This window comes from Streptomyces sp. G7(2002), assembly GCF_028870195.1.
Taxonomy (GTDB): domain Bacteria; phylum Actinomycetota; class Actinomycetes; order Streptomycetales; family Streptomycetaceae; genus Streptomyces; species Streptomyces nigrescens.
Genome location: NZ_CP102609.1, coordinates 1,261,959 through 1,286,397, shown reverse-complemented (window position 1 = coordinate 1,286,397; position 24,439 = coordinate 1,261,959). Strand labels below are relative to the sequence as shown.

General features: G+C 70.7%; 23 protein-coding genes. 11 read left to right on the top strand and 12 right to left on the bottom strand.

Features of this window, described 5'->3' with window-relative positions; translation table 11 throughout:
* Nucleotides 1–5: 5 nt before the first annotated feature.
* Nucleotides 6–191, bottom strand: coding sequence for a hypothetical protein (locus tag NUT86_RS04985; RefSeq protein ID WP_018091704.1), 186 nt, complete (start codon nt 189–191; stop codon nt 6–8).
* Nucleotides 192–768: 577 nt separating this feature from the next.
* Between NUT86_RS04985 and NUT86_RS04980 the strand changes: the two genes are divergently transcribed.
* The 3 genes from NUT86_RS04980 to NUT86_RS04970 all read left to right on the top strand — a co-directional run bounded on the left by NUT86_RS04980 (nt 769) and on the right by NUT86_RS04970 (nt 3,653).
* A complete protein-coding gene (locus tag NUT86_RS04980) occupies nt 769–2,640 on the top strand; it encodes an MFS transporter (RefSeq protein ID WP_274740377.1) in 1,872 nt (623 codons plus the stop codon).
* Nucleotides 2,640–3,161, top strand: a complete 522-nt coding sequence (locus NUT86_RS04975; protein ID WP_266442005.1) for a MarR family winged helix-turn-helix transcriptional regulator — start codon at nt 2,640–2,642, stop codon at nt 3,159–3,161. The genes NUT86_RS04980 and NUT86_RS04975 overlap by 1 nt, the downstream gene beginning before the upstream one ends.
* Nucleotides 3,162–3,260: 99 nt before the next feature.
* On the top strand, nt 3,261–3,653 hold the full coding sequence (locus NUT86_RS04970; protein WP_018091706.1) for a TOBE domain-containing protein: 393 nt from the start codon (nt 3,261–3,263) through the stop codon (nt 3,651–3,653).
* A 49-nt stretch (nt 3,654–3,702) separates the two neighbouring features.
* Here the strand turns inward: NUT86_RS04970 and NUT86_RS04965 are convergent, their stop codons facing one another.
* Entirely contained in the window at nt 3,703–4,557 is an 855-nt protein-coding gene (locus NUT86_RS04965) for a PucR family transcriptional regulator (protein WP_274733668.1), read from the bottom strand.
* A gap of 349 nt (nt 4,558–4,906) precedes the next feature.
* On the opposite strand from NUT86_RS04965, the gene NUT86_RS04960 reads away from it, so the two are divergent.
* The gene (locus tag NUT86_RS04960) at nt 4,907–5,461 is read left to right on the top strand and encodes a molybdopterin-dependent oxidoreductase (RefSeq protein ID WP_274733666.1); all 555 of its coding nucleotides are present in this window, start codon (nt 4,907–4,909) and stop codon (nt 5,459–5,461) included.
* Nucleotides 5,462–5,497: 36 nt separating this feature from the next.
* On the opposite strand, the gene NUT86_RS04955 is transcribed toward NUT86_RS04960, so the two are convergent.
* On the bottom strand, nt 5,498–5,917 hold the full coding sequence (locus NUT86_RS04955) for a TOBE domain-containing protein (protein WP_018091709.1): 420 nt from the start codon (nt 5,915–5,917) through the stop codon (nt 5,498–5,500).
* 296 nt (nt 5,918–6,213) lie between these two features.
* On the opposite strand from NUT86_RS04955, the gene NUT86_RS04950 reads away from it, so the two are divergent.
* The 3 genes from NUT86_RS04950 (at nt 6,214) to NUT86_RS04940 (ending at nt 9,628) form a co-directional block, all read left to right on the top strand.
* Nucleotides 6,214–6,609, top strand: a complete 396-nt coding sequence (locus tag NUT86_RS04950) for a TOBE domain-containing protein (RefSeq protein ID WP_093640075.1) — start codon at nt 6,214–6,216, stop codon at nt 6,607–6,609.
* Nucleotides 6,610–6,756: 147 nt separating this feature from the next.
* A complete protein-coding gene (modA, locus tag NUT86_RS04945) occupies nt 6,757–7,560 on the top strand; it encodes a molybdate ABC transporter substrate-binding protein (protein ID WP_274733663.1) in 804 nt (267 codons plus the stop codon).
* Between the two features lie 91 nt (nt 7,561–7,651).
* Nucleotides 7,652–9,628, top strand: a complete 1,977-nt coding sequence (locus NUT86_RS04940; protein ID WP_274733662.1) for an ABC transporter permease — start codon at nt 7,652–7,654, stop codon at nt 9,626–9,628.
* 18 nt (nt 9,629–9,646) lie between these two features.
* On the opposite strand, the gene NUT86_RS04935 is transcribed toward NUT86_RS04940, so the two are convergent.
* On the bottom strand, nt 9,647–10,093 hold the full coding sequence (locus tag NUT86_RS04935) for a nitroreductase family deazaflavin-dependent oxidoreductase (protein WP_018091713.1): 447 nt from the start codon (nt 10,091–10,093) through the stop codon (nt 9,647–9,649).
* A gap of 198 nt (nt 10,094–10,291) precedes the next feature.
* Here NUT86_RS04935 and NUT86_RS04930 point away from each other — a divergent pair, with 198 nt between their 5' ends.
* Nucleotides 10,292–11,761 (top strand): APC family permease, encoded by a 1,470-nt coding sequence (locus NUT86_RS04930; protein WP_274733659.1) that lies wholly within the window; start codon nt 10,292–10,294, stop codon nt 11,759–11,761.
* A gap of 155 nt (nt 11,762–11,916) precedes the next feature.
* Here NUT86_RS04930 and NUT86_RS04925 read toward each other — a convergent pair whose 3' ends face one another.
* The 7 genes from NUT86_RS04925 to NUT86_RS04895 all read right to left on the bottom strand — a co-directional run bounded on the left by NUT86_RS04925 (nt 11,917) and on the right by NUT86_RS04895 (nt 18,090).
* Complete coding sequence (locus NUT86_RS04925) at nt 11,917–13,371, bottom strand: SulP family inorganic anion transporter (protein ID WP_159490979.1); 1,455 nt, start codon at nt 13,369–13,371, stop codon at nt 11,917–11,919.
* A gap of 17 nt (nt 13,372–13,388) precedes the next feature.
* On the bottom strand, nt 13,389–13,991 hold the full coding sequence (locus NUT86_RS04920) for a carbonic anhydrase (protein WP_274733656.1): 603 nt from the start codon (nt 13,989–13,991) through the stop codon (nt 13,389–13,391).
* A 92-nt stretch (nt 13,992–14,083) separates the two neighbouring features.
* Nucleotides 14,084–14,521: a hypothetical protein gene (locus tag NUT86_RS04915; protein ID WP_274733654.1), complete on the bottom strand. Its 438-nt coding sequence runs from the start codon at nt 14,519–14,521 to the stop codon at nt 14,084–14,086.
* 121 nt (nt 14,522–14,642) lie between these two features.
* Nucleotides 14,643–15,971 carry an MFS transporter gene (locus NUT86_RS04910; RefSeq protein ID WP_274733652.1) on the bottom strand — a complete coding sequence of 443 codons (1,329 nt, stop codon included), beginning with the start codon at nt 15,969–15,971 and terminating at the stop codon, nt 14,643–14,645.
* Between the two features lie 26 nt (nt 15,972–15,997).
* Nucleotides 15,998–16,513: a hypothetical protein gene (locus tag NUT86_RS04905; RefSeq protein ID WP_274733650.1), complete on the bottom strand. Its 516-nt coding sequence runs from the start codon at nt 16,511–16,513 to the stop codon at nt 15,998–16,000.
* A gap of 51 nt (nt 16,514–16,564) precedes the next feature.
* Nucleotides 16,565–17,803, bottom strand: a complete 1,239-nt coding sequence (locus tag NUT86_RS04900) for a hypothetical protein (RefSeq protein ID WP_159490989.1) — start codon at nt 17,801–17,803, stop codon at nt 16,565–16,567.
* Between the two features lie 131 nt (nt 17,804–17,934).
* Nucleotides 17,935–18,090, bottom strand: coding sequence for a hypothetical protein (locus tag NUT86_RS04895; RefSeq protein ID WP_018091721.1), 156 nt, complete (start codon nt 18,088–18,090; stop codon nt 17,935–17,937).
* Nucleotides 18,091–18,448: 358 nt separating this feature from the next.
* Here NUT86_RS04895 and NUT86_RS04890 point away from each other — a divergent pair, with 358 nt between their 5' ends.
* A complete protein-coding gene (locus tag NUT86_RS04890; protein WP_274733646.1) occupies nt 18,449–20,158 on the top strand; it encodes a hydrogenase maturation protein in 1,710 nt (569 codons plus the stop codon).
* Nucleotides 20,159–20,249: 91 nt separating this feature from the next.
* On the opposite strand, the gene NUT86_RS04885 is transcribed toward NUT86_RS04890, so the two are convergent.
* Nucleotides 20,250–20,783 (bottom strand): winged helix-turn-helix domain-containing protein, encoded by a 534-nt coding sequence (locus NUT86_RS04885; RefSeq protein WP_229838369.1) that lies wholly within the window; start codon nt 20,781–20,783, stop codon nt 20,250–20,252.
* A gap of 962 nt (nt 20,784–21,745) precedes the next feature.
* Between NUT86_RS04885 and NUT86_RS04880 the strand changes: the two genes are divergently transcribed.
* Together NUT86_RS04880 and NUT86_RS04875 are read left to right on the top strand one after the other, a co-directional pair.
* Entirely contained in the window at nt 21,746–22,702 is a 957-nt protein-coding gene (locus tag NUT86_RS04880; RefSeq protein WP_174876487.1) for a hypothetical protein, read from the top strand.
* Nucleotides 22,703–22,912: 210 nt separating this feature from the next.
* The gene (locus NUT86_RS04875; RefSeq protein ID WP_274740376.1) at nt 22,913–24,364 is read left to right on the top strand and encodes an amino acid permease; all 1,452 of its coding nucleotides are present in this window, start codon (nt 22,913–22,915) and stop codon (nt 24,362–24,364) included.
* Nucleotides 24,365–24,439: the final 75 nt, after the last annotated feature.

Here is a 24,439-nt window from a genome sequence, read left to right as displayed (position 1 = left end):
CAGCCTCAGCGGACGTCAGTCTTGGGCCGGGGGGTGGGGGGCGAGATCAGGAGCAGCGCGGCCAGCAGCAGCGCACCTCCACACTCGCGGGTATCGCGGAAAACACCGTCGGCCTCGGCGGGTTCAAGCAGTCCCTCGACCTCGGCGGCCAGGGCAGCCGTCTCGACCGGCGCTGTGCGATCCGTAACCATGCGATCAACTCCTTCGACGAATGGGATACCAGATTCACATCGTGATAATTCGGGCGCAAGGGGAGAAATGGTGCAAATCGTAATCTTTCGGGTGGGTGTGATGGGTGTTCAGCGGGTCCGGTGAACCCCAACTCCCTTGACGGGCAAAGCAGATGGTCAGGTGCCGGGCCAGGCAGGCGGAGGTACTCGGCGATTGCGCCAAGTGTGAGGAAGACCCGCTGATGGCGGATCGCACTGCTCTGTTCGGATGCACGCACGCGGCACGGACGGCCCTCACGGACGGCGCCGCGGAAGGTGCCGAGGCGAGACCTGCGGGGTGGAAGCGGGCTCTCCCGCTGCGGCACCGCGGCGCGCGCGGACCCCGTGCTCCCTTCCAGCGGTCCATGCCGCTCCGGCCCGACAGGTGGCGCCCGGCTTCACCCTGCCCGGCAGGCGCAGCCTCGGTTCCGCCCCGCCGGACCCCGCACAAAAGGGGTAAAATTGGTTGAAGTCAAGCAAGTAAATGTAGCCAAGTGAATGTCCCGGTGGGAGTGGGTGTCCCGTGGGAAGAACCGCTGCTGAGGACCGCCGCCGGGCCATGGCCGGCCCGCTGCCGCGCCGTGCGCCGGGGCCGCGCTACAAATGGGTCGCCCTGTCGAACACGACCCTGGGCGTGCTGATCGCCACCATCAATATGTCGGTCATGCTCATCGCGCTGCCCGACATCTTCCGGGGCATCGGCGTGGACCCGCTCCGGCCCGGCAACACCGGACTGCTGCTGTGGCTGATCATGAGCTATCTGGTCGTCACCGCCGTACTGGTGGTCAGCTTCGGCAGGCTCGGCGACATGTACGGCCGGACCCGGATGTACAACCTGGGCTTCGCCGTCTTCACCGTGTTCTCCGTGCTGCTGTCGGTGACCTGGCAGCACGGCACGGCCGGCGCGCTCTGGCTGATCGCCATGCGGGTCCTGCAGGGGGTCGGCGGCGCGATGCTGATGGCGAACTCCAACGCGATCCTCACCGATGCCTTTCCCGCCCGGCAGCGCGGCCTCGCCCTCGGCCTGAACCAGGTCGCGGGCATCACCGGCTCGTTCGTCGGGCTGGTGCTCGGCGGGCTGCTCGGGCCCGTCAACTGGCGGCTGGTCTTCCTGGTGTCGGTGCCGTTCGGGGTGTTCGGCACCGTCTGGGCGTATCGGAAGCTGCGGGACACCGGCATCCGCACCCCGGCCCGGCCCGACTGGTGGGGCAACCTCACCTTCGCGGCCGGTCTGATCGCCGTGCTCGCGGGGATCACCTACGGCATCCAGCCCTACGGCGGGCACACCATGGGCTGGAGCAACCCCGCCGTCCTCGCCACGATGGCGGGCGGAGTGCTGCTGCTGGCCGTCTTCTGTGTCGTCGAGACCAGGGTGCCGGCGCCGATGTTCCGGCTCGGGCTCTTCCGGATCCGCGCGTTCACCGCGGGCAATCTCGCCAGTCTGCTCGCCTCGCTCGGCCGCGGCGGCCTGATGTTCCTCCTCATCATCTGGCTGCAGGGCATCTGGCTGCCCCGGCACGGCTACGGCTTCACCGAGACCCCGCTGTGGGCCGGCATCTACATGCTGCCGCTGACGCTGGGCTTCCTGGTGGCGGGGCCGGTCTCCGGATGGGCGTCGGACCGCTTCGGGGCCCGGACCTTCGCCACCGGCGGGATGCTGCTCGCGGCCGGTACGTTCCTGGCGCTGCAGGCCCTCCCGGTCGACTTCGGCTATCCGAGCTTCGCGCTGATCCTGCTGCTCAACGGCATCGGCATGGGCCTGTTCGCCGCCCCCAACCGCGCCGCCGTCATGAACAGCCTGCCGCCGGACCAGCGCGGGGTGGGCGCCGGGATCAGCACCACCTTCCAGAACTCGGCCATGGTGCTGTCCATCGGGATCTTCTTCTCCCTGATGATCGCGGGTCTGGCCGGGACCCTGCCCCGTGCCCTCACCAGCGGTCTGACCGCCCAGGGAGTCCCCGTGGCCGATGCCGCGAAGATCGCCGCGCTGCCGCCGGTGGGCGTGCTGTTCGCCTCCCTCCTGGGCTACAACCCGGTCCGCACCCTCCTGGGACCCCAGGTGCTCGACCGGCTCCCGCCCGATCGTGCCGCGTATCTGACCGGCCGGGAGTTCTTCCCCCAGCTGATCTCCCAGCCCTTCTCCGACGGCCTGACCGTCGCCTTCGGCTTCGCCACCGCCGCCTGTCTGATCGCCGCCGTCGCCTCGCTGCTGCGCGGCGGACGGTACGTCCATGACGACGACCGGGCCCGTACGGGGACGAGGCAGGCACCGGCACCCGTCACAACGGCGGCGGCCGGGAAGCCCGGGCCCACAGCCGCCGCCGGACCCGGCACGGCCACCGGCATCGGCACGCCCACCAGCACCGGCACAGCGAAAACCGGCGCGCCCTCGCCGCCACCCCCGCCCCCACCGCACCCCAGGAGCCCGTGATGGAGCAGCCCGACACCTCGGCCGAGCAGCCGTCGCCGTCCCGGACCGAACCGGCGGAACTGGCCGGACGGCTGCGCGCGGTGCTCCAGCAACTGCTGCCGCTGATCCGCGGCCGGAGCCCGCACCGCGACCTCACCCCCAGCCGCACCGCCGCCCTCGCGGCGCTCGCCGCCCACGGCCCGCTGCGCATCGGCGAACTCGCCGCACGGATGCACATCGCGCTGTCCACCACCTCCCGCATGGTGGATCTGCTCGACACCTGCGGCTGGATCGCCCGCCGCCCCGACCCGGCGGACCAGCGCGCCAGCCTGATCAGCCTCAACGACGACGGGCTGGCGCTGCTGCGCGCCGTACGCCGGGAAACCACCGGCCTGCTCGCCGAGCGCATCGGCCGGCTGGCCCCCGACCGGCAGCGGCTGCTGTACGACGCGCTCCCGGCGCTGGAGGAAATGGTCGAGTGGACGCCGCCCCCGGCCGGCCCGCCGAGCCGCCGCCCGGTAGCCACCGACCCCGCACCCTGACACCCCGTTGCTCCGTCCCGGCGGCTCCCCCGGAGCAAGGACCGCACGAGGGCAGCAGGCAGTAACGGGCCGCCCCGGCCGCTGCCCTAGAGTGCGGGGGTGCCGACGTACAGCATTGGTCAGGCAGCGGGGCTGCTGGGTGTGAGCGCGGAGACGGTCCGCCGCTGGGCGGATGGCGGCCAGCTGCGGATGGAACGGGACGGCACGGGAAACCGTGTGCTCGACGGGGTGAGCCTGGCGGCGTTCGCCAAGGAGCGCGCCGCGGGCCTGTATCCGGTGCCGGGCGAGGTGCTGACCTCCGTACGGAACTCCTTCGCGGGGATCGTGACCCGGGTGACCCTCGACGATGTGCTCGCCCAGGTCGAGATCCAGTCCGGACCGCACCGGCTGGTGTCCGTGGTCAGCCGCGAGGCGGTCGAGGAACTGGGCATCGAGGTCGGGGTGACCGCCACCGCCCGGGTGAAGTCCACCCATGTGCATATCGACCTCTGAACCGGCCGCCGGGCGCTGACGGGCCGCCCGGCCCGGCCGCGCGCGCCGTTCAGCGGCAGAGCAGCGCCGCCTGTAGATCCAGCTTGTGCTCCAGCCGGGACAGATCGCGGCCGGTCAGCGACTCGATGCGCTGGATGCGGTAGTGCACCGAATTCACATGCAGTTGCAGCGCCGCGGCCGTCCGCGCCCAGGACCCGTGATGCGCGAGGAAGATCTCCAGCGTCTCCACGAGCATCCGGTGCGAGCCGCCGCCGCGCGCCAGCGGACCCAGCACCCGGGTGCTGAAGGCCGTACGGACCTCGGCGGGAACCCCGGCGAGCAGGGCACCCAGGGTGCCGAGGTCCTCGACAGCGGTCACCCGGGCCCGGTCCGGGGCCTGCGCACGGGACACCTTCAGTGCGTAACGCGCCTGTCCCAGCGCGGAGTTGATGCCTTCCGGGGCGCGCACCGGGCCGCTGATCCCGGCATGCAGCGGTGTCTGCGGCCCCTCGGCGTACAACGTCGGCCACAGCTCGCCGAGCGACAGCCGCCGCTCGGCGTCGGGGTCCACCGGGACGAGGGCGACCGCCTCACCGCCCGGGAGCCGCCCGGCAGCGAACGGCTCACCGGGGGAGCACCGCAGCGCCTCCGCCAGCGCGCTCACCGCCGGCCCGCGCTCCTCGCGGACCGTCGTGGCCACCACCACCCGGTACGGACCGGAAGGGGGCAGACCGCAGGCGCGCAGCGCGGCATCGAGCGCCGCACCCTCGGCCGGGCCGCCCGCGGCCAGCGCCACCAACGCGTCCGCGGCCGGACATCCGGCGGTGTGCGGTATCTCGCCGGCGCTCTCCGCTCGCCCCTCATGACCGGTGGCGCACCCGCCCGGATCGGGCGAGTCGAGCTGGAGGAGATCGTGGTCGTGCATGTGCTGGCTCCTTGGGCGGCTGCCGGGCACGGACCCCGGCATCTCACATTCACCAGGCGAAGGTGACTTCCTGCATGGTAAATGCCAGACGATCAAGGTCATAGTGTTCTCGGTTGGTTACCCAGACCCTGCCGTCGGCGACGGGACGATTCCGACAAGGTGCGGCCGGTCCCCCGATGGCCTCGGCCCCCGTCCCACCCCGTGCCGGAGATGCTGCCCTCTTGATTCCCTTTGCCTCACTTCAGCAAGGTGAGATGGCACAACAGGGTGGCATCCGTGGTTCGGGGGCGGGCCGGTCGGGCATCACAGGGAGGCAGCCGTCGCGTGGATCGCCTCAAGGAGGTCTCGAATGAGCCGACCCGGCCCGCCGTCCCGCACCACAGCCGTGCGCCCGGGCCCCGGGGATGCCGCCCCCGCCGGCCACCGGCGCTTTCTGATCCGCGGTCAGCTGCGGCGTCCGCTCGCACTGACCGTCGCGGACCTGCGGGAGCGGTGGCCGCAGCGGCGGGCCGCGGTGGTCTTCGACTGCGCCACGAACGGGCCGCGGCACCACACCTTCGAGGGGCCCCTGCTGCGGGAGGTCATCGACGCGGCGGGCCCGGCCTTCGACGCCCGGCGGCGCAAGGACCGCTCCCGCTATCTGCTGGCCGTCACGGGCGGGGACGGACACCACGCGGTGCTGTCCTGGGCGGAGCTCGACGCGGACTTCGGCGACGCACCGTTCCTGCTGGCCACGGCCATGGACGGGCGCGCCCTCGATGAGGCGGGCAGCCAGCTCGTGGTGCCTTCCGACCGCTGCGGAGCGCGCTACATCAGCGCCCTGACCGGCATCTGGTTCGGGACCTGTGCCCTGCCAGAGCTGCCGCACGATCTGTCCCCCGGCCGTGGGGTGGGCAGATTCTGAGCCCCCATCGGCCCGGGGGCTTCGAGGGGCTCGGGCTCAGGAGGCGGCGAGTGCGATCTCGGTCGACTTGATCAGTGCGGTGACCTCGGAGCCGGCCGCCAGACCCAGGTCCTCGACCGCGTCCCTGGTGATCGCCGCGGTCAGCTCACCACCCGCGACGGCCACCTTGACGCCGGCCATCGCGCCCCCGGTGGCCACCTCGGTGACGGTGCCGGGGATCCGGTTACGGATGCTGAGGCCCTCGACCGCGCCGGTGGCGAGCGCGACCTCGGTGGACTTGATCAGCGTGCGCACCGCGGAACCCTCCGCGATGCCCAGCTCCCGCACCGCCTCCCGGGTGATCGCGGCGGTGATCTCCTGCCCGCCGTCCAGCCGGACCTTGACGGTCGCCATGACCTCGCCGGGGGTGACGGAGGCGACGGTGCCGGGAATCTGATTACGGATGCTCAGGCTCATGGACATGCCTCACCGGGGGAGTGGAAACGCGAGAGTGGCGGGGAATGGGGGTGTATCTCCTGCTCTGGTCCGCACTCTAGTCAGGGTCCGCGCGGTCGTCCGGGCATGCCGTGCGGGTGCGGGAGGGGTGTCCGGATGTGCCGGGCAAAACGGTGCAGGGCGGAGTGACCCCGTGGTCGGGGGCCCGGGGCCGGATGCGCCGGGCTTCGTCCCTTCCTCCAAGGTGCCTGGCATTTGCTATAGAGCTTCGCCTTATGAATTGCAGATGCGAGCCAATGTTGCCTATCTTGTCGCACATGCAGTCCTATACGATCGGTCAGGCGGCGCGGCTGCTGGGCGTCAGCCCCGACACCGCGCGCCGCTGGGCGGACGCCGGCAAGGTCGCGACCCATCGCGACGACGGCGGCCGCCGCCTCATCGACGGTCGTGATCTGGCCGCCTTCTCCATCGAGGTGGCGCAGAACGGCACAGGTGAGGAAGACGCCTCGTACACCTCCGCGCGCAATGCCTTCCCGGGCATCGTCACCGCCGTCACGCTCGGCGATGTCGCCGCCCAGGTCGAGATCCAGGCCGGTCCGCACCGTCTGGTCTCCCTGCTGACCCGGGAAGCGGTGGAGGAACTGGGCCTGGAGGTCGGCATGCAGGCCACCGCACGCGTGAAGTCCACCAGCGTGCACATCGACCGCACCTGACCCCACCGCGGTAGCACCACAGCCGATCCGCCCCACCGTCCCCACCGGCCGGCTGCCTCATCTCAGCGGCGTCGCCCGTCCACGGCGCGGCTTTTCCCATCCGCTCGGACGACATCCGTCGTCCCGGGTTCCAAGGAGTCCCGCCTCATGTCCCAGCTCTTCACCGCGCGCCGCGCCGCCGCCGCGCTCGTCACGGCCGCCCTGCTCGTCCCGCTCGCCGCCTGCGGCGGCAACGACGACGGCAAGAAGGACAAGGGCGCCGAGAAGTCCGGCGGCGCCGCCCCCAAGGCGGACCTCACCGTGCTCGCCGCGTCCTCGCTGACCGATGTCTTCAAGAAGGCCGGTGCGGTGTACGAGAAGGACCACCCGGGAACCAAGGTGAACTTCTCGTTCGCCGGATCCCAGGAGCTGGCCGCCCAGGTCAGGGAGGGCGCCCCCGCCGACGCCGTGGTCACCGCCGATACCAAGACCATGGACGGGATCAAGGTGGACGTCGGCACGCCCACCGTCATCGCCAAGAACCGCCTGGTCATCGTCACCGGTGAGGGCAACCCCAAGAAGATCGGCAGCCTCAAGGACCTCGCCGACGGCAAGCTGAAGGTCGTCCTGGCCGCCTCCCAGGTGCCGGTCGGCCGCTACAGCAAGCAGGTCCTGGACGCTCAGAAGCTGAACGTCAAGCCGGTCTCCCAGGAGCCCAATGTGCGCGCGGTGCTCAGCAAGGTCGAGCTCGGCGAGGCCGACGCCGGTCTCGTCTACAAGACGGACGCCGCCACCGCGCCGAAGAAGGTCGACGCCGTCGACATCCCCGACGCGCAGAACGCCGTCGCCTCCTACCCGGCCGCGTCCCTGAAGATGTCCCAGCACGCCGAGGCCGCGGCCGCGTTCGTGAAGTGGCTGAGTACGCCCGAGGCCCAGCAGATCCTGCAGCGGGCAGGCTTCCAGAAGCCGTAATCCGGTACGGCGCGCACGGGACTGTCCGGCTCGGGGGAGTGGACAGCCCCGTGCGCGCACCGCCCGGCCCGCCCCGAGCCGAGGAACCCCGATGAGACGCCCCCGCGCCCTCGCCCCGCCCCCGGCAGGCAGGTTTCGCGCGCCCGGGAGCCGCACCCCCCTCGTGCTGGCCGTGCCCGCGCTGGTCGCCGTCGCCTTTCTGCTGCTGCCGCTCCTCGGCATCCTCGCCCGCACCAACTGGAGCGACATCGGCACCCACTTGACCAGTCCGGGTGTCCTCGAAGCGCTCCGGCTGTCGCTGCTGGTGTCCTTCTGGGCACTGGGGCTCGCGCTGCTGCTGGGCGTACCGCTGGCCTGGCTGCTGGCGCGGGTCGACTTCCGCGGCAAGGCGCTGGTCCGGTCGCTGGTGCTGCTGCCGATGGTGCTGCCGCCGACCGTCGGCGGGGTCGCGCTGCTCCTCGGCTTCGGCCGCCGTGGACTGCTCGGCCCCTGGCTGGAGGACACCTTCGGCATCGTGCTGCCGTTCCACACCTCGGGCGCGGTGGTCGCGGCCACCTTCGTCGCGATGCCGTTCCTCGTCATCAGCCTGGAGGGCACGCTCGCCGGACTCCGCCCCAGTTACGAGGAGACCGCGGCCTCCCTGGGGGCCTCTCCCGTACGGGTCTTCCGCACCGTCACCCTCCCCATGGTCGCCCCCGGCCTTGCCGCCGGTGCCGCGCTGACCTGGGCCCGTGCGCTCGGTGAATTCGGTGCGACGATCACCTTCGCCGGGAATCTGCCCGGCACCACCCAGACCCTTCCGCTCCAGGTCTATCTGCTGCTCCAGGACTCCCCGGAAGCCGCCACCTCGGTCTCGCTGCTGCTGCTCGTCATCGCCATGGCCGTGCTGATCTGTCTGCGCGGCCGCTGGACCGGCGCCACCACCACCGGCCGCGCGGCCCGCACCGTACGCGCCGCCGACGACCCCGGCCCACCGGCCCCGCCCGCCACGGTCACCGAGGACCCCGTTCCGCCGCCCGCGGCGCACCGGGAGCGCTGGCCGCTGCACGCCGAGGTCACCGGCTTCAACCGGCTGACGCTGGACGCCGATGCGGGCACCACCATCGCCGTCGTCGGACCCAACGGCGCCGGCAAGACCACCCTGCTGCGCGCCCTGCTCGGCCTCACCCCGCGCGCCCGCGCCGCGCTCCGCCTCGGCGACACGGACGTCTCCGCGCTGCCCCCGCACCGCCGCGGTGTCGCCTGGGTCCCCCAGGACGGTGCGCTCTTCCCGCATCTGACCGCCCTGAACAACACCGCCTACGGGCTGCGCGCCCACGGCTCCCCGCGTGCCCACGCCCGCCGCACGGCCCAGCGGTGGCTCGACCGGCTCGGCGTCGGCCACCTCGCGCACCGCAAGCCCGCCCAGCTCTCCGGCGGTCAGGCCCAACGCGTCGCCCTGGCACGGGCGTTGGCCGCCCGGCCCCGTCTGCTGCTGCTCGACGAGCCGCTCGCCGCACTCGACCAGACCACCCGCGCCCAGGTACGGCACACCCTGCGCGGCCATCTCGCGGAATTCGGCGGGGTCTGTCTGATCGTCACCCATGACCCCGTCGAAGCGGTCTCGCTCGCCGACCGCGTCCTCGTCCTCGACGACGGGCGCGCCCTCCAGGACGCCCCGCCCGCCGAGGTCACCCGGCATCCGCGCTCGCCCTGGGTCGCCCGGATGCTGGGCCGTAACGCCTGGCCGGGCACCGCCGCCGGCGATGCCCTCGCCCTCAGCGACGGCGGCCGTCTGGTCGTCGCCGACCCGCTCCCCGAGGGTGCCCGGGCGCTGGCGATCATCGCCCCCGAGGCCGTGTCCGTACACCTCGACAGGCCCACGGGCAGCCCCCGCAACGTCTGGCCGGGCACCGTCCGCGAACTCACCTCCGCGGGCAGCCGGCTGCGGGTCCTCATCACCTCGTCCGAGGCCCCCGACCTGGTGGCCGAGATCACCCCTTCGGCGGCACTGGAACTCGGGCTGGCGGACGGCGTGTCCGTATGGACCAGCGTCAAGGCCACCGAGGTCTCCCTGGTGACCCTCTGAGCGTCGACCGGCGGCAGGTCAGTGCGCCGTGGCCGCCGGTTCCAGTACGAACACCGGGATCTGGCGGTCCGTCTTCTTCTGGTACTCGTCGTAATCGGGCCACGCCTCGACGGCACGCCCCCACCACAGGGCCTTTTCCGTCCCGGTGACCTCACGAGCCGTCATGTCCCGGCGCACCGGGCCGTCCTGCAGCTCCACCCGGGGATCGGCCACGAGATTGTGGAACCACACCGGATGCCGGGGCGCACCGCCCATGGAGGCCACCACCGCATACGTCCCGTCATGCTCCACCCGCATCAGCGGGCTCTTGCGGATCTTGCCGCTCTTGGCGCCCCGGGTGGTGAGGATGACGACCGGCATGCCGCGCATCGTCGTGCCTTCCTCACCGCCGGAGGTCTCGTACAGCTCGACCTGATCGCGTACCCACTGCGCCGGGCTCGGCTCGTACTCACCCTGAAGAGGCATGCTGTCCGTCCCTCTCTGTAGACCAGCGTGGCATCGCGCGCGGACGGGGCATCGGCGCCGCCCACCACGGCCCTGACCTTGGCTCAACAACCGCGGCGGACGCAATCTTCCGGGCTCCGCCGTCGTGTCCGGTGAGCCCCTGGTGTGCCTCGCGCGCGGTCTTCCGCACGTGCGGTGCCGCGCCTACGGTTCTCGCGCATGAGCACCCCGAAGGTCACCTCCGCCGCCCCCTCGCCACGCACCGCCAAGACCCTCGGACGGAACGCCATCGGCACCGGTGACCTGGTCTTCTTCGTGGTGGCCGCGGCGGCCCCGCTGACCGTGATGGCCGGTGCGGCGCCGGTGGCGATCGGTATGGCCGGCCAGGCGGCACCCCTGGGCTATCTCCTCTCCGGGCTGCTGATGATCGTCTTCGCCGCGGGCTTCACCGCGATGAGCCGCCACGTCCGCAACGCCGGTGCGTTCTATGCCTACATCGGGCGCGGGCTCGGCCGGGCGACGGGTGTCGGCGCGGCATATGTGGCCGTGCTGTCGTACAACGCCATCGAAGTCGCCCTGCTGGCGGTCTTCGGCTGGTTCAGCGAGTCCGGGTTCCAGGATCTGACCGGTGTCCGGGTCCCCTGGTGGGTCTGGGCGCTGGCAGGCCTCGTCGCGATCGGTGTTCTCGGATGTCTGAAAGTGACCCTCAGCGCCAAGGTGCTCGCCGTCGCGCTCGCCCTCGAAGTGCTGATCCTGCTCGTGTTCGAGGCCGCGGTGTACGCGCACGGGGGCGGGCCCGACGGCCCCGGGTTCGGCGCGCTCTCCCCGGCGCACCTCGGCACGGCGGGCGCCGGCGGCATGTTCGTGCTCTCCGTCGGCGCGTTCATCGGCTTCGAGGCGACCGCGGTCTACGCGGAGGAGGCGCGGCGGCCGGAGCGCTCGGTGCCGCGGGCGACCTACCTCGCCGTCGGATTTCTCGCGCTCTTCTACACCTTCACGGTCTGGACGGTCCTCAACGCCTACGGGGCGGACCGGGCGGGGACGGTTGCGAACGGTGCCGCGGGAACCGATATGGTCTTCGCCGCCACCGCACGGTTCGCCGGGGCCTGGGCCGCCGACGCCATGCGACTCCTCATCGTCACCAGCGCCTTCGCCGCCACCCTCGCCTTCCACAATGGCGCCACCCGCTACTTCTACGCCCTCGGCCGGGAGCGTCTGCTGCCCCGCCGCCTCGGCACCGTCACCGCACGGCACCGGTCCCCGGCCGCCGCCGTCGTGCTCCAGTCGGCGATCGCCCTCGTCGTGGTGCTCGCGACGCTGGTCTCCGGCCAGGACCCGTACGCCGTCACCTTCCTGTGGAGCAACGGCACCGGCATCGTCGGCATCATGCTGCTGCAGACACTCGCCGCCCTCGCGGTATACGGCTTCTTCCGGCGCGACCGCCGCGGGCTGCCGGCCTGGCGGGTGGTGGCCGCACCGCTGACCGCCTGCGCCGGTCTGGCCGTCCTTATCGTGCTGGTCTGCCGCAACTTCGGCCTGCTGACCGAGGCGTCAACGGGCGTGAATCTCGCCCTGCTGGCGCCCTTGCCGCTCGTCTTCGCCCTCGGACTGGGCGTGGCACTGCGCATCCGGCGCCGCGCGCCCCGGGCGTACGCAGGGCTGACGACGGTGGACGTGGAAAGCGGCTGAGTCCCGGCCCGCGGGGTGGCCCAATTGCGCCGGCCACCGGCGGCTGCCCCGGGGCGCCTCATCGGCGAGCACGGGAACAGCCGGACCGGTGGCCGGCGCGCAGGGAGTTCACGGCTGCTGCCCGCACGCCAACCGGCGGCGCGGGCAGCCCGTGGTCAGGACACCAGCTCCACCTCGCGGGTGCTCCGGCGATGCTGCTCGGCCCAGTTCGTCAGCGCGGCACCACAGGCGTGGTCGAGATGGCGCAGCCCGCTCAGGTCGAGCTCCACATCCCGGTCCGCGGGCAGCGTTTCGAGCTGGTCGAGGAGCTTGGGCAGCCGCAGGAACGTGGCGTTTCCGATGGCCCGCACCTGCACCGGCTCCGCCGTGTCCTTCGGGACCTGGATGTCGAGGTGGATGTGCGAGGTCTCCCAGGCCGTCTTCGCGACGGCCAACAGCAGACCGATGAGCACGCCCTCGAACATGCTGATCGTCACGATCGCGATCGCGGTGACCAGGAGGACAACGGCCTCCCCGCGGTGTTCGCGCCACAGCGGCCGCAGATCACGCAGCGGGATGAGCTTGCAGCCCGCGTGCACCAGAACGCCCGCCAGCGCGGCCACCGGCACCACACCCAGCGCCGCGGGGAAGGCCGCGGCGAACACCAGCAGCCAGAGACCGTGCATCACCCGCGAGGCCTTGGTCTTCGCGCCCGCGTTCACATTGGCGGCGCTGCGGACGATGACGGCGGTCATCGGCAGGGCACCCAGGACACCACAGACGGCATTGCCCGCACCCTGGGCCATCAGCTCCTTGTCGTAGTCCGTACGCGGCCCGTCGTGCAGCCGGTCGACCGCGGCGGCGCTGAAGAGGGACTCGGCGGACGCGATCAGCGCGAAGGCCAGGACCGTGCCGATCACACCGATGCTGCCGAGCTGCCCGAGGTCGTCGAGGCCGGGTGGCTGGATTGCATCCAGCAGCCCGCTGACCTCGACCCGTGCGACGGGCATGTCCAGCGCCCACACCGCGGTGGTCGCGAGCGCCACCGCGGCCAGCGGCGCGGGGAGGATCCGGGCGGCGCTCCGCCAGCGTGGCCACAGCACCAGGACGGCGATGGTGCCGGCACCAATGGCGAGCGCGGCCAGCGCGCTCCCCGACCGTACGGTCGAGGCGACCAGGTCGGGCAGTCCGCCGATGTTGGCGAGTCCGCTGCCCGGCGCCTTGGCGTCCGTGAGGGCGTAGAGCTGCCCGGCGATCAGGACCAGGCCGATACCGGCCAGCATGCCCTGGACGACGGCGACCGAAATCGCCCGGAACCAGCGCCCCAACTTGAGGGCACCCATGGCCAGTTGCAGTACTCCGGCGGCCAGCACCAGCGCGCCCAGCGCGCCGAGGCCGTACTCCTTGACGGCCTCGAAGACCAGCACCGTCAGACCGGCGGCGGGGCCGCTGACCTGGAGGCTGCTGCCGGGCAGCAGACCGGTGAGCAGTCCGCCGACCACACCGGTGACCAGGCCCAGTTCGGCCGGGACACCGGAGGCGACCGCTACCCCGACGCACAGCGGGACGGCCACGAGGAATACCACGAGAGAGGCGGTGAAGTCCGCCCGGAAGGAGGGGAATCGCTTCATGAGAGGCAAACCCGCCTTCACAGGGGGAGGAACATATCGGAGGCCGGGTGATGCGCCGCGACCATGCCGGTGTGCACCTCGTAGAACCAGCCGTGCAGATTCACCTCTCCGGCGGTCAGCCGCTCCTGTACACAGGGGTAGCCGCGCAGCCGGTCGAGTTGTTCCCGCACATGCTGTTGCACCGCGGCGGCGACCGTCGGTTCCTCGTCCTTGGGGAGTTGGTCGGAAAGCTGCTGCGTCAGCCAGTCCCGCACGGCCGGTGCGCCGGTCAGGTCCTCGCCGCGGGCCTTGGCGCCGACCGCGCCGCAGTGCGAGTGGCCGCAGACCACGATGTCGGCCACGCCCAGTACGCGCATCGCGTACTCGATGGTCGCGGCCTCCGCGCAGGCCGCCATGTCTTCCTGGTACACGGGCACGGCGTTGCCGGCCGTCCGCAGTTCGAAGAGTTCACCGGGGCGCGCGCCGGTGATCAGGGACGGTACGACCCGGGAGTCGGAGCAGGTGATGAACAGGGCGAGGGGCGACTGGCCGGCCGCGAGCCGGCCGTAGGTTTCTTGCTCTTCGCGCCGGTCGGCGATTCGGGCCATCAGGCCACGGGCATGCTGGATGAAGGTCTCCACGAGGAGGTCTCCTGCTGATGAGGGTTGCCACTGTGGGGGTGGTGGCGGGAATGTACGAAGTGCGGCTGGTGGGGCAGGCCACCACGCCGCGCTCAGCAGCGGAAGACGCAGTGGAGTACGGGGATGCTGTCCGGTCTTGAGGCGGCCTTGGTGGTGCTGCCGGGTGTCGGGTCACCCGGCGCCGGAGCGGCGTCGGACGCCACCCCGGCACCGCTGACCGGCGAAAGCGGACGCCCGATGTGGTGCGGATTGCCGACGGAGGTACGCACCGTGCGCCGGGGCTGACCGCGCTCGGCCTTGCCCTTGGTCTTTTCCTCGGCGCTGTTGTAGGTGGGCTTGACGGCCGGTGCGGTGCGCGCGGACTCCGCGGCGAACGTGGCCTGTGGCCCGTTGGGGGACGACGTCATACCGCCCAGCAGGAACGCCAGGATCACCATGAGCGAGAACAGGGGCGTGCGGAACCGGCGCTGCACCGGTATGCCCGGTGTGCAGGTGTCCTTCCGCATCGTTGCCCCCCGTGGCTCGTTCACACGGTTCCACTCTGCCTTCACAGTGCAGCATCCAGGTTTCCGGCGTGATAACGAGAAATGACGCCAAGTTTCAAGATGTCCCCGGTCTCGGTTCGGGCACATCCGTGTGACGAACGGGTGTTCATTTTGGTTCCGGCTCCGCGTGGGAACTTGCCGGGGCGGTGTCGGTGTGTGCGGGGCGGCGGACCGACCACGCGACCACGGGTAGGACCGCCAGCGCGAGAACCCCGCCGGCCAGCGCCAGCGTCGGGTAGCCGCCCACCACGACGACCAGCCCCGAGGACATCCCCCCGGCGGCACCCGCGAGGGCGATGCCGACGTCCACCAGCCCCTGGGCCGAGGCGCGTCGGGCGGGTGGCAGGGCGTCAGTGACGATGGCGGTGCCACTGATCAGCCCGAAGTTCCAGCCGATGCCGAGCAGCACAAGTGCCGTGGCGAGCGCGGGAACGGAGTGCGGCGGAGCCAGGGCGGCCAGGAGCCCGGCGACGGCCAGCGTCAGACCGGAGGCGCCGGCGATCCACCGCCGGCCGAGGCGGTCGACAAGCAGCCCGGTGAGCGGGGAGGGCAGAAACATCGCTCCGACATGCAGGGCGATGACCAGCCCGGCCGCCTGGGTGCCATGGCCGTGCGCCTGCATGTGGACGGGCGTCATCGTCATGATCGCGATCATCACCAGCTGAGTGAGGACCATGACCGAGGTGCCGATGACCACTTCGCGGCGGTTCAGCCGGGGTTCTGTCCGGTCCGCGGCGTCCTCCGCGGGACTCCCGGCCGCCAACGCCTCCTGCGCCGCCACCGCCTCCTGAGCCGCCGCCAGCTTCTCGGCCAGCCGCAGCGGATCGGGCCGCAGCAGCGCGGCCAGGGCCACCGCCGCCGCCCCGAACGCGGCGACGGCCAGCAGGAAGGGCCCGGCGAGACGGGGGATGCCCCAGGAGTGTGCGACCTCGCCCGTGAGGGTCACCAGGTTGGGGCCGACCACCGCGCCGAGCGTGGTGGCGAAGAGCACCGTGCTCACGGCCCGGCCGCGCCGCTCGGGCGAGGCCAGATCCGCCCCGGCGTAACGCGCCATCAGGCCCGTGGAGGTGCCCGCCCCGTAGACCAGCAGGGCCAGGAACAGCAGCACCGCACTGCCGACGGCGGCCGCCACGACGACCCCGAGGCTGCCGAGTGCGCCGACGGCGTACCCGAGCGCCAGCCCGGGGCGGCGGCCGTACCGTCGGCATATCTGGCCGATGCCGAGCGCGCCCAGCGCGGCCCCGGCGGTGAACAGCGCGCTGGGCACGCCGGCCAGACCGGTCGAGCCGAGCATCTCCTCGGCGAGCAGCGCGCCGACGGTGATTCCGGCGGCGAGGCCCGCGCCGCCGAGGATCTGGGAGAACACCAGGACAGCCAGAATCCGGCGCTGTTCGGGTACCTCGCGGCCGGCCGTTACGTCGTTCCGGTCCCTCATGATTCCTTTCGGTTCCAGCGGACCCCCTAGGGGGCCGCCGCCATCGGTTCCAGCGCCGCGATGTCCGCGAGCGACAGTCCCATCTCCTCGTGGAGGAAGCGCACGATCGTCCAGTGCGGCAGCGCCCCCTCGTCGAACGGGCCGAACTCCTGGCAGTACAAGGGGATCCAGCGCAGGGCCTCTTCGAGTGCCTGCTCGCGCCCCGGCTCCTGCTGATAGTCCTCGTAGGCGATGCTGCGGTGTTCGATGAAGAACTGTCCCGGGAGCCGTTGCTCGCACAGCGCACGGTATTCGCGGGTCTGCAGGATGAGGTAGTGCCAGATCTCGTCGATGTCCTGCTCGACCGGCAGGAAGAGGCCACCGAGCCGGTCGTGGTGCCGGGAGACGAGATAGAGGTAGCGCAGACACTCGGTGACCTGGCGCTCCACGAACTCCCGCGGTGCGGCGCTCTTGTCGTCGAAGTGTGTCACCACTTCGGCGTGCAGCGCCTCGCCGAGCAGTTCCTTGAGGTCATCGGCGGATATCCGTGGCTGGCTGGTCATGCTTCTCCTGTCCGAGTGGCGCGGACGCCCGGGGCGCGGACGTCCGGTGGGTCAGCTGCCGGCCGTGAGCCAGGCGTACTTTCCCGACTTCCCGATGGGGATGTGCGTACGGTGTTCGAGCCGGCAGCGCCGCCCGGTCAGTTCACCGATGCCCTGTTCCAGCGCCGCGGTCTGCGCGAGCTCGACCGGCGCACCGTGGAAGGTCGTGTACACCAGCTGTGCCTCGCCCTCGCCGGTCAGCCGCAACTGGTACAGGAAGACGTCCGGCGAGGCCTCGCTGATGCACCGGTCGAGGTCGCCCTGGGCGACGGGCCCGTGCGGAGTGCTGAGCAACTCCTTTTCCCGGCCGCAGAATTGGATGATCTGTCCCGGGTCGGGCGTACCGTCCAGGGTCCGTACGCAGTCGCCCGAGCGGTAGCGGATCAGCGGCATATGGGGATTGCGCACGCTCGACACGATGAGCTGGTAGATCGTGCTGCCGTCGGCGACCGGCTGGAGCTCGACGCTCATCTTGTCGAGGTACGGCCAGTAGGTGCCGTGGCGGTCGCTGTAGTAGAGGTAGCCGAGCTCGGTGCTGCCGAACAGGTCGATGACGGGGCAGTCGAAGTGCTGACGCAGAAAGCGCCGGACGTTCACCGGGGTGTATTCGTAGGCGTGGATGATGCTCGCGGGCGGCGGGAAGTCGTCCCACAGCCCCCATTCGCCGACCTTCCGCACCAGATGCGCCAGGTGGTAGCCGGAGCAGTCGAGGTGGTACCAGCCGCGGGGGTGCGCCTGCCGGGCGGTCCGGATCTCCTCCAGCATCCGCTCCACCTCGGCGCGCTCCCACAGCGCCGGGTCCAGCCGCAGATTGAGGTAGCAGGTCCGCTCGTCGAGCCATCGGTCGTCGAGGGTGGGTACCGGGGCCGGTGCGGTCCCGCGCCGGGCGGCGTTGACCCGCGCCACATGCTCCGTCGCCAGCACCGTGGTCAGCGACACCCGCCGGCAGCCCGATTCCCAGGTGCCGGATATATCGGGGTGTTCGCTCCAGAGCTGGTAGTAGGAGCGCAGCAGGAAGTACGGGGGCCGGATGATCTGCATCCGGGCGTGGTTGGTGCCGGTGGAGAGGACGAACTCCGCCTCTCCGGACTCCAGCGCCGCGGCCAGCCGGGGCGTCATCCAGTTGTCGGGAAAGCCGCGCGCGATCTCCGGCTTGTCGAGTATGGGGAAGTAGCCCTTCGCCAGCGACTCACGGTAGATCGGTATGTCGCGGATCTGCTCGATGACCTCGGCGGTCGGCTGACCATCCATGGAATCCTCGTCGTTGCTGGGACGGCGGTGCCACACGGGGAATGAGGGGCGCGATGCCCGGGAGCGGACGGCGGGCGGCCGGAGTGCTCACCGCCGCCGGCCCGCTCCCGGGCCTCTGCCGGTCGCGATGGTCAGGAGATACAGCCGGCCTTGGGCGTGGCGCTGATGCAGCCGGCCTTCGGGGCGGCGCTGATGCAGCCGTTCTTCGCCGCCTGCTGTGCGGAGTTGGCGGCGAGCCAGTTCTGCCAGACGTTGTCCTGGGCCATCTTCTTGATGAGCTGCTCCATGGGAACCTCCGAGAGAGAGTGCGGAAGACGGACGGGGCACACGGCGCTGACCTGCGCTGATGCCACTGCACTGAAAGTAAAAGTATGACCAAGTGGATGTCAATTAAAGGCAATGTCCAAAAGTGCGGTTGGGCTACCGGTGCGCCAACTTTGGCGGGATCCCGTCGAGATGATCAGCAGCGGAACTACATGACGAGAAGTCAGACGGCGGCGGCCTTCCCGGCGCCGCCGGCTCCGTATTGCGCCGCACGGCGGCCGTCGATCGGGTGACCCGTCGCGCGGGTCCGGAGCCCGGCGGCCGTAGGTGCGGGACGATCCAGCCATCCGCCCATCGGTCCCAGCTCCAGGGGAGTCTGCTGTGCGCATTCTGCTCATCGCCGGCGCGTTCAACAGTCTGACGCAGCGCGTGTACGCCGAACTCGGCGACCACGGACACCAGGTGAGCGTGGAGCTGGTGACGAAGGACACGCCGCTGCCCGAGGTCGTACGCCGCCATACTCCCGACCTGATCGTGGCGCCGATGCTCAAGACGGCCATTCCCCGGGAGGTGTGGTCCGCCCACACCTGTCTGGTCGTGCACCCCGGGCCCGTCGGAGACCGGGGCCCGTCCTCGGTGGACTGGGCGGTGCATCTGGGCGCGGACCGGTGGGGCGTCACGGTCCTGCAGGCCAACGACGAGATGGACGGCGGCGACATCTGGGCCGCGGCGAGCTGCCCCGTCCCCGGCGTGGGCAAGAGCGACCTCTACCGCAACGAGATCGCCGATGCCGCGCTGGAGGCGGTCCTGGCGGCCGTCGCCCGCGTGGCGTCCGGCACCCACCGTCCGCAGCCACAGGCCGAACTGTCCGACGCCGCGAAACCCGGCCGCCCCCGGCCGCCGTTCCGCCAGGACCTGCGCCGGATCGACTGGTGCTCCGACCCCACCGACACCGTCGTACGCAAACTGCGCGCCGCCGACTCCCAGCCCGGTGTACGGGACGAACTCCTCGGCGACACCTGGCATTTGCACGGTGGCCACCCGGAGGACACCCTGACGGGCCGGCCGGGCGAGCTGCTCGCCACCCGATGTGGCGCGATCTGCCGGGCGACGGCCGACGGAGCGGTATGGATCCCGGAACTGCGGCCGCCCCGCGCGCCGGGGGAGCCCGGCACCCTCAAGCTGCCCGCCACGCTGGCGCTGGGCGACCGCCTCCCGCCGCTCCCCGAGGTCCCGGCCCCGCTCGACCCCGGCGACGGCCCCCGGACCTGGACCGACATCCGCTACCGCGAGGAAGGTCCGGCCGGCTTCCTGGAGTTCTCCTTCCCCGGCGGCGCGATGAGCACCGACCACTGCCGGCGCCTGCTCGCCGCCTACCGCCACGCCTGTGCCCGGCCGACCTCCGTGCTGGTCCTCGGCGGGCGCCGGGACTTCTTCTCCAACGGCATCCATCTGCATGTCATCGAGGCCGCCGCCGACCCCGCCGAGGAGTCCTGGGCCAATATCCAGGCCATGGACGATCTGGTGCACGCCGTCCTGACCACCAGCGACCGCCTGGTGGTGGCCGCGCTCGGCGGCAATGCCGCGGCCGGCGGGGCGATGCTGGCCCTCGCCGCCGACGAGGTGTGGTGCCGCGCGGCCGTGGTACTCAACCCGCACTACCGGCTGATGGGGCTCTACGGTTCGGAATACTGGACCTACACCCTGCCGGGCCGGACGGGCCCCGAGGTGGCCGGGCAGCTCACCGCGCGCGCCCTGCCGGTCACCGCCGCCGCAGGAGCGCGGCTCGGCCTGGTGGACCGGATCATCGGCTGCCCCGCACAGGACTTCGCCGCGCAGACCGGACGGCTCGCCGTCCGGCTGGCCTCGGCGCCCACGACGCAGGCTCGTATCGCCACGAAGAAGGCCGACCGGGAACGCGACGAGGCGCACCGCCCGCTCGCCGCCTACCGGGAGCACGAACTGGCGCAGATGCACCGCATCTTCTTCGACCCGGACCAGCCCTATCACGCCCTGCGCCGGGCCTTCGTCCGCAAGGAACCCGCGGCGGCGGCCCCCGCGCACCTCGACTCCTCCCTCGGGGAGGGCTGAGGCTTCCGCACCCGGACCGCTCAGCAGCGGGCCGGTGACCGGCATACGTCGGCCACCGGCCCGCTGCTGAGCGTCAGCTGCGGTGACCGGACTACGCGGTCGGCTGGTACTTGTATCCGATACCGAAAACCGTGCTGATGGAGTCGCGCAGCCCGGGCCCCAGGCGCCGGCGCAGTCGGGCGATATGGACATCGACGGTGCGGTTGCTGGACTGGCAGCTGGGCCAGACGGCGGCCATCAGCTGTTCCCGGGTGAAGGCGCGCCGTGGATGCAGCACGAGGTGCGCCAGCAGATCGAATTCCAGCCGGGGCAGGTCGAGTTGGCGGCCTCTGATGAAGACGGTCCGGGCCGCGGTATCGATCCGGATGGGCTCCGGCCGTGACCGGCCGGCTGTTGCTTCACCGGCCGGTTCCTCGCGCGGTGGCGCCAGGATGATGTGGACCTCGTCCGACGGCAGCCGGTGCACCGATATGGGTTCCAGGGCGTGCAGGGTCAATTGCCACGTGCCGTCAGGGAGCCGGTCGACCGCCAGGGGTGGCCCTTCGCCGGGCCCGGCTGTGGGCGGCCGGCCGAAGTCGGCGTCCGGTCGCAGCGCAAGCGGGGTCGTCGAGGAGTTCATAAACATGATCTGGGCCCATTCCTCTTGCAAAGCAGGCGTGTACGGACAGACATGGCGGTGCTCGACGTTCAAGGGTGCTGAGGTGCTGTGCAGCGATCGCGGCGCGGTCCGGTGTGCGGCCGGGGGGCGACCAGGCACTTGTGGTGCAGGTCCGCCCAGCGGGGCGATCACTCCGTTCCAGCCGCAAGAACGCTCGCGCCCATGCCCGTACCCAGCCATGACGTGGTGTGAAGTCACGGCCTCCGGTCCAGACGAACGCTACATGTGATCGCGCGCTTCCGGAAAGTAGCATCCGCTAATTCGGTTGCTCTTGAGCCGAATTTGTGAGTCGCGGCGCCAACGCGGAGGGTGGCCGGCAGGTTGTGTCCGGGGAGCCGCCGATTCGTTCAACAAGTGCACCGGGAATTCATTGAATGTTGTTGCTTCGGCGCCCTCGCTGCCGGGTGGTGGACGTGGCTGTCCGGGCTGGCGCGCTCCTCGCTCGGCGATGGGCTCCTTCCGGCCTTGGTGGCTGGAAGGTGTCGGTGAACCGGGCGGCCGCCCTCGCGAGTTGTGGGCGGGGGTCGGGCCGGGGAGGGGCTCGCCCGCCGGGGGTGTGGCGCACCGCGGCCCGCCCGTGTCCCCGTGAGGGTGCGGCCATGGAAACGATGGATACGGAGGGGTAATCAGCAACGATGTGCACTTGTGGAGGGTCTGTGAACACATGAATATGCCAAATAAATGCCCTGTGGCGAACGAAGTGGCAAAGTGGAGGGCTCCTGAAGAGTGGGTCGAGAAGTTGTTTCTCTTTCAATCTCATCGAGACTAAAAGGTGCGGAACCAGATATTCCAGGCGGCTTGTTTTCGCAATGAGTTGATGATGAGTAGGGTGTGGCCGCTGTCACTTGACCGGTGGCAGGGGTCCAGCTGAATTCGGCGCAGCTGGAATGCCGTGTGGGGGAAGACGCCTTCGTGACCGGGAGGGGACCATGGCGGCCGGCTCTTTCGAGGGGCAGTACGTGTGGAGTCCAGCGGCCGATGACCGGGCGCTGGCGCGCGCGTGTATGGACGTCAGGGCCGGGCGGTACTTGAGCGCGCACGAGGTTCTGCAGGAAACCCGGGAGGATTTCGAGGTGCGGGCCCACCGGTCCCTGGTGCTGGCGTCCGTGGCGGCCGATTCGGACCTGGCCGAGCGCTGGCTGGCCGAAGAGCCGGGGCCGGAGGCGGCACTGCTCTGGGCCCGGGTGGCGATGCTCCGGGCCCTGCGCATGGCCGACGCCGGTGACCGGCGGCAGGGCGCCCTGGCGCGGATAGCGCAGTCGGCGTGCGAACGGGCCGCGAAGCTCGTCCCCGACGACCCCACCCCGTGGGTGGCCCAGCTGGCGCTGACCCGCCTCGACCGCCCTCAGGACCCCGCACCGCAGGGGCTGCTCACTGCGCCGGCCGGCCCGTGGTACCTCTTCGCGCACATCCTCCGGCTCGACCCCTGGCACCGTGAGGCGCACCACCGCTTCCTGTCGTTCTTCTTCACCCGCTACGGCGGTTCGTCCAGCGCGAGCTGGGACGTGGCCGCGTTCCTGAGCCAGCGGGCCCCGGCCGCCTCACCGCTGCGGCTGCTGCCGCTGGTGGCCCTGGTCGAGGACTACAACCCGTCCGCGCTGCTCGCGGACCACACGTGGGAGCAACCCCAGTGGATCACCACCGCGATGGGCATCTACCACAACTGGTTTCCGCAGGTTGCCGGTTACCGCTTCACCCCGGTGCTGGATCTGGCGTATCTGGCACATGCGCTCTTCATGGCGAAACGTGAATTCGAGGCGCGGGAAGTCTTCACCGCGATGGGGCCCTATGCCTCGCGTATGCCCTGGAGTGCATTCGGCGACCCCGAGGAGCAATTGACGAAAGCCAGGCGCTCTTGCGGGCTCCCCGTTCCGCATGGCGGCTGATTCACCGGCAGGCCGGTGGCGGCATGAATTTCTCGCCGCAGAAGGAAACCCGTTCCACACCATCCGTTCGAACAACTCAGCCCGGTCCATTCACCCCCGGTTCCCCCCAGAAAGGTTTCGGTTGTGTCCGAGCGTACATCCCCAGCTCGCTCGAAAAACCCCCACGCGGCAGATCCCGTCACCCTCGACGACGATGCCACGCTCCATGCCATGGGCTATCCGCGGAAACTCACCCGCAGATTCCGCGCGTTCGACAATTTTGCCATTTCCTTCACCATCATCAATATCATTTCCGGCATCTTCTCCTCCTTCGGGTTCGGGATGAACGCCGGCGGTCCGCGGATCCTGATCTTCGGCTGGATCGGCGTATCGATCATGGTGCTGTTCGTCGGCGCCGCCATGGGGGAGATCGCCTCCGCCTACCCGACGAGCGGCGCGCTCTACTTCTCGGCCGGCAAGCTGGCCAAGCGGCACCAGGGCGCCTGGTCCTGGTACACGGGCTGGCTGAACTTCGTCGGCCAGGTCGGCGGCACCGCCGCCACCAACTTCGCGGCCGCCACCTTCATCCAGGCGTTCATCGCCATGCAGTGGCCGTCCTACGAGTCGACACCGCAGCAGACGGTCGGCATCACCGCGGCCATCCTTCTCGTCCAGGCGCTGGCCAACACGTATACCGTGCGCCTGGTCGCGGTGGTGAACCGGATTTCCGTGTGGTGGCTGCTGATCGGCATGGTGGTGATCGTCGGCGCACTCACCGTGATACCCGACCACCATCAGCCGCCGTCGTTCGCGCTGCACTTCGCCAACAACACCGGCTTCACACAAGCGATTTACGGCGGAATGCTGGGTCTGCTCGTCACCAGCTGGACGTTCACCGGTTTCGACGGCAGTTTCCACATGTCCGAAGAAACGGTGAAGGCGACGGTCAACGCGCCCCGGGGCATCATGCGGGCGATCAGCTGCTCCGCGATCACCGGACTGATCCTCATGCTCGCGCTGGTGTATGCGATCCGTGACTATGGGCATGCGGCGAGTGCCGAAGCGCCGCCGGTGCAGATTCTCGTCGACGCGCTCGGCCAAAACACCGCCAGCTTCCTGCTGTTGATCGTTATCGGCGCCATGCTGTTCTGCGGGCTCGCCAACATGACCAGCAATACCCGGCAGATCTTTGCCTTCTCCCGCGACGGCGCGATGCCCGGCTCCCGGTGGTGGCATTCCGTCTCCGCGCGCACCCGTACCCCCGTCAAGGCCGTCTGGCTCGCCGCGGTCTGCCCCCTGGTACTGGTGCTGCCCGGCTGGTGGTCGCACACCGCCTTCACCGCGGTGGTGAGCGTCAATGTCGTCGGGCTGTTCCTCGCCTACGCCGTGCCCATCTTCCTGCGGCTCCGGCTCGACGGCTTCCAGGCCGGTCCGTGGAACCTCGGGCGCTACGGCAAGCCCGTCGCGGCGATCGCGGTGACCTGGATCCTGATCAGCAATGTGCTGTTCATGCTGCCCCAGGCGTCCCCGATCACCCCCGACTCGTTCAACTATGCGCCGATCGCGCTGGCCGTGGTGCTGATCATCGCCACCGTGTGGTGGTTCGCCACCGCCCGGCAGCGCTTCCAGGGACCGGTCAGCTACGGCCGCCCCGACGAGGTCGCCGCCATGGACCTGATCTAGAGCCGGTCCCCACCGACTTGATCCAGTCCGATGGCCGGGCGTGGGCGGGTCCGCCGGAGCACGTCCTCCGGCGGG